This window comes from Pseudotenacibaculum haliotis (assembly GCF_042684245.1).
Classification (GTDB): domain Bacteria; phylum Bacteroidota; class Bacteroidia; order Flavobacteriales; family Flavobacteriaceae; genus Polaribacter; species Polaribacter haliotis_A.
In genome coordinates, this window is record NZ_JBHULH010000014.1 from 1 (window position 1) to 5,465 (window position 5,465).

Here is a 5,465-nt window from a genome sequence, read left to right on the forward strand (position 1 = left end):
AGAAGTTTGTTTAGGGGTTTGAGTTTTTTTTTTGAGGCGTAAAAAAAATCGAAAAAAAATCAAAAAAGTTATTGCGAATAAAAAAATAGTTTTTACATTTGCACCCGCTTTGAGAAACAAGCGAAGTTCACAAGAAATTTTGGAATAATTTTTAGATAAAAAATTAGCGAGTTCGATTCTCGTGTTTCTACAAGATTTAATTGGATTTAGGGTTGAAACAGGACCTGTTAAGAAGATTAGAGAGTTCATTGAAAATATTGAAATTGACAGCGTAAACAAAGAGTAGAATAAACCATTCCTAATTTGGAAATTCTTTTGAAACTTATTCATATATATTATTAAAAATATACGATGAAGAGTTTGATCCTGGCTCAGGATGAACGCTAGCGGCAGGCTTAACACATGCAAGTCGAGGGGTAACAGGGATTGCTTGCAATCCGCTGACGACCGGCGCACGGGTGCGTAACGCGTATAGAACCTACCTTTTACAGAGGGATAGCCTTTAGAAATGAAGATTAATACCTCATGGTATTGTGAAGTGGCATCACTTTATAATTAAAGATTTATCGGTAAAAGATGGCTATGCGTTCTATTAGCTAGATGGTAAGGTAACGGCTTACCATGGCAACGATAGATAGGGGCCCTGAGAGGGGGATCCCCCACACTGGTACTGAGACACGGACCAGACTCCTACGGGAGGCAGCAGTGAGGAATATTGGTCAATGGAGGCAACTCTGAACCAGCCATGCCGCGTGCAGGAAGACTGCCCTATGGGTTGTAAACTGCTTTTATACGGGAAGAAACATCTCCACGTGTGGAGACTTGACGGTACCGTAAGAATAAGCACCGGCTAACTCCGTGCCAGCAGCCGCGGTAATACGGAGGGTGCAAGCGTTATCCGGAATCATTGGGTTTAAAGGGTCCGCAGGCGGTCAATTAAGTCAGAGGTGAAATCCTGCAGCTTAACTGTAGAACTGCCTTTGATACTGGTTGACTTGAGTTATACGGAAGTAGATAGAATGTGTAGTGTAGCGGTGAAATGCATAGATATTACACAGAATACCGATTGCGAAGGCAGTCTACTACGTATATACTGACGCTCATGGACGAAAGCGTGGGGAGCGAACAGGATTAGATACCCTGGTAGTCCACGCCGTAAACGATGGACACTAGTTGTTGGAATTATTCAGTGACTAAGCGAAAGTGATAAGTGTCCCACCTGGGGAGTACGATCGCAAGATTGAAACTCAAAGGAATTGACGGGGGCCCGCACAAGCGGTGGAGCATGTGGTTTAATTCGATGATACGCGAGGAACCTTACCAGGGCTTAAATGTAGTGGGACAGGTCTAGAGATAGACTTTTCTTCGGACTCATTACAAGGTGCTGCATGGTTGTCGTCAGCTCGTGCCGTGAGGTGTCAGGTTAAGTCCTATAACGAGCGCAACCCTTGTCGTTAGTTGCCAGCAAGTAAAGTTGGGGACTCTAGCGAGACTGCCGGTGCAAACCGTGAGGAAGGTGGGGATGACGTCAAATCATCACGGCCCTTACGTCCTGGGCTACACACGTGCTACAATGGTATAGACAATGAGCAGCCACTACGCGAGTAGGAGCGAATCTACAAACTATATCACAGTTCGGATCGGAGTCTGCAACTCGACTCCGTGAAGCTGGAATCGCTAGTAATCGGATATCAGCCATGATCCGGTGAATACGTTCCCGGGCCTTGTACACACCGCCCGTCAAGCCATGGAAGCTGGGGGTGCCTGAAGTCGGTCACCGCAAGGAGCCGCCTAGGGTAAAACTAGTAACTAGGGCTAAGTCGTAACAAGGTAGCCGTACCGGAAGGTGCGGCTGGAACACCTCCTTTCTAGAGAAAGATGGTGAGTTACAAAAGGGGTTTTTATTTTACTCTTTGCTGTTAATTTTAAAAAAGAAAGACTAAGATCTTTAGTTCAAGATAAAAGATATAGGATTAGTTCTATATCTGACTGTCTGAGACAGTCTTGTAGCTCAGCTGGTTAGAGCGCTACACTGATAATGTAGAGGTCGGCAGTTCGAGCCTGCCCAAGACTACTAAGTTTATATAGATAAGATTTTAGTTAAGGAAATTCTAGAAGTTGAGTGATGATGAGTGACAAGTCGCTCGGATTACTCTAAAGCTAGAGATAGCCAAGGGGAATTAGCTCAGCTGGCTAGAGCGCTTGCCTTGCACGCAAGAGGTCACCGGTTCGACTCCGGTATTCTCCACAACAAAGTTCATTGACATATTGGTAAAAATGATATCGTAAAGAATCAAGATAGAGAAGTTTAGAAATAAACTTACAGCTATATTTTAAAAATTAAAAGAGCTCGTTCTGATAGAAATATCAGGCAAAAAGTACAATAAGTTAAGTAAGGGCGTATGGCGGATGCCTAGGCTCTCAGAGGCGATGAAGGACGTGATAAGCTGCGAAAAGTTACGGGGAGAAGCACATATTTTATGATCCGTAAATATCCGAATGGGGCAACCCACTATGTTGAAGGCATAGTATCCGAAAGGAGGCAAACCCGGAGAACTGAAACATCTAAGTACCCGGAGGAAGAGAAAACAAAAGTGATTCCGTTAGTAGTGGCGAGCGAACGCGGATTAGCCCAAACCAGTATTGTTACGGCAATGCTGGGGTTGTAGGACCACGATATTCGATGCTAATTGAACTGGAACTGTTTGGAAAGACAGACCAAAGAGGGTGATAGTCCCGTACAGGTAAGAGAAGTTATTGATAGTGGTATCCTGAGTAGTGCGGGGCACGTGGAACCCTGTATGAATCTGCCAGGACCATCTGGTAAGGCTAAATACTCCTGAGAGACCGATAGTGAACTAGTACCGTGAGGGAAAGGTGAAAAGAACCCTAAGTAAGGGAGTGAAAGAGAACCTGAAACCGTACGCTTACAAGCGGTCGGAGCCCGTTTACCGGGTGACGGCGTGCCTTTTGCATAATGAGCCTACGAGTTACTGTTTCTAGCAAGGTTAAGTGTTTAAGACACGGAGCCGTAGCGAAAGCGAGTCTGAATAGGGCGCCATAGTTAGTAGTAGTAGACGCGAAACCGAGTGATCTACCCATGGGCAGGTTGAAGCTGTGGTAACACACAGTGGAGGACCGAACCAGTTGACGTTGAAAAGTCTTTGGATGACCTGTGGGTAGGGGTGAAAGGCCAATCAAACTCGGAAATAGCTCGTACTCCCCGAAATGCATTTAGGTGCAGCGTTGAGTAAAAGTTTTATAGAGGTAGAGCTACTGATTGGATGCGGGGGCTTCACCGCCTACCAATTCCTGACAAACTCCGAATGCTATAAAATGTTTCTCAGCAGTGAGGGCATGGGTGCTAAGGTCCATGTCCGAGAGGGAAAGAACCCAGACCATCAGCTAAGGTCCCCAAATATATACTAAGTTGAATAAACGAGGTTTGACTGCCCAGACAGCTAGGATGTTGGCTTGGAAGCAGCCATTCATTTAAAGAGTGCGTAACAGCTCACTAGTCGAGCGGTCGAGCATGGATAATAATCGGGCATAAGTATATTACCGAAGCTATGGACTTGTAAAAGTGGTAGGGGAGCATTGTAGTTGTGTAGAAGGTGAACTGTGAGGTTTGCTGGAACGGCTACAAAAGAAAATGTAGGCATAAGTAACGATAAAGGGGGCGAGAAACCCCCTCACCGAAAGACTAAGGTTTCCTCAGCGATGCTAATCAGCTGAGGGTTAGTCGGGACCTAAGGCGAACCCGAAGGGGGTAGTCGATGGACAACAGGTTAATATTCCTGTACTTCTTATAATTGCGATGGGGTGACGGAGTGATGAAAGCACCGCGGACTGACGGAATAGTTCGTTAAAGTATTTAGGTATAGGGCCAGATTAAGAGTTAGGCTTTGCTGAGATACGATAGTACCACAAAGCTTCGGCAGCGTGGATAGTGTGCCTAAGGGCTTCCAAGAAAAACCTCTAAGCTTCAGATTATAAGAACCCGTACCGTAAACCGACACAGGTAGTTGGGATGAGAATTCTAAGGTGCTCGAGAGATTCATGGCTAAGGAACTAGGCAAAATTGACCTGTAACTTCGGGAGAAAGGTCGCCCCACTCCGGTGGGGCCGCAGTGAAAAGGTCCAGGCGACTGTTTATCAAAAACACAGGGCTTTGCTAAATTGAAAGATGATGTATAAGGCCTGACACCTGCCCGGTGCTGGAAGGTTAAGTGGAGGGTTTAGCTTCGGCGAAGATCTGAAATGAAGCCCCAGTAAACGGCGGCCGTAACTATAACGGTCCTAAGGTAGCGAAATTCCTTGTCGGGTAAGTTCCGACCTGCACGAATGGTGCAACGATCTGGACACTGTCTCGGCCATGAGCTCGGTGAAATTGTAGTATCGGTGAAGATGCCGATTACCCGCAGCGGGACGAAAAGACCCCGTGAACCTTTACTATAGCTTAGTATTGACTTTGGATAAGTAATGTGTAGGATAGGTGGGAGACTTTGAAGCGGCGTCGCTAGGCGTTGTGGAGTCAACCTTGAAATACCACCCTTTGCTTATCTAGAGCCTAACTCAGAGATGAGGACAGTGCTTGGTGGGTAGTTTGACTGGGGTGGTCGCCTCCAAAAGAGTAACGGAGGCTTCTAAAGGTACCCTCAGCACGCTTGGTAACCGTGCGTAGAGTGCAATGGCATAAGGGTGCTTGACTGAGAGACCTACAAGTCGATCAGGTTGGAAACAAGAGCATAGTGATCCGGTGGTTCCGCATGGAAGGGCCATCGCTCAAAGGATAAAAGGTACTCCGGGGATAACAGGCTGATCTCCCCCAAGAGCTCACATCGACGGGGGGGTTTGGCACCTCGATGTCGGCTCGTCACATCCTGGGGCTGGAGAAGGTCCCAAGGGTTGGGCTGTTCGCCCATTAAAGTGGCACGCGAGCTGGGTTCAGAACGTCGTGAGACAGTTCGGTCTCTATCTGCTGTGGGCGTTAGAAATTTGCGTGGATCTGACTCTAGTACGAGAGGACCGAGTTGGACGAACCTCTAGTGTACCAGTTGTCTCGCCAGGGGCACTGCTGGGTAGCTACGTTCGGAAGGGATAAGCGCTGAAAGCATATAAGCGCGAAACCCACCACAAGATGAGATTTCTTTAAAGGGTCGTTGGAGATGACAACGTTGATAGGCTATAGGTGTAAGTGCAGTAATGTATGTAGCCGAGTAGTACTAATAACCCATAGACTTATGTACGTCGACTTCCCCTCCTAGTGAGGGGAGGCACTCTTTTTAACAAAAGATTTTTATGATATTATTTTTACCTAATATGTTAACATATACGGTCTTTATAAGACTGGATCTCTTATCAAGTAAGAGATTAAAAGCTTAGGGTGGTTATAGCATTGGGGCTCACCTCTTCCCATCCCGAACAGAGAAGTTAAGCCCAATAGCGCCGATGGTACTGCAATT

General features: G+C 46.4%; 1 protein-coding gene, 2 tRNA genes and 3 rRNA genes. 5 read left to right on the plus strand and 1 reads right to left on the minus strand.

Features of this window, described 5'->3' with window-relative positions; all coding sequences use genetic code 11:
* Positions 1–249 (minus strand): hypothetical protein (locus ACFSRZ_RS16585; RefSeq protein ID WP_379667700.1); only part of this gene is annotated, 249 nt, incomplete at its 3' end.
* A 99-nt stretch (positions 250–348) separates the two neighbouring features.
* Here ACFSRZ_RS16585 and ACFSRZ_RS16590 point away from each other — a divergent pair.
* The 5 genes from ACFSRZ_RS16590 to rrf form a co-directional block, all read left to right on the plus strand.
* Positions 349–1,868: ribosomal RNA gene (locus tag ACFSRZ_RS16590) — 16S ribosomal RNA — on the plus strand.
* Positions 1,869–2,000: 132 nt separating this feature from the next.
* Positions 2,001–2,074, plus strand: a tRNA-Ile gene (locus ACFSRZ_RS16595).
* A gap of 100 nt (positions 2,075–2,174) precedes the next feature.
* Positions 2,175–2,248 (plus strand) — tRNA-Ala (locus ACFSRZ_RS16600).
* 133 nt (positions 2,249–2,381) lie between these two features.
* Positions 2,382–5,249: ribosomal RNA gene (locus ACFSRZ_RS16605) — 23S ribosomal RNA — on the plus strand.
* Between the two features lie 133 nt (positions 5,250–5,382).
* Positions 5,383–5,465: ribosomal RNA gene (gene rrf, locus ACFSRZ_RS16610) — 5S ribosomal RNA — on the plus strand; the annotation flags it as partial.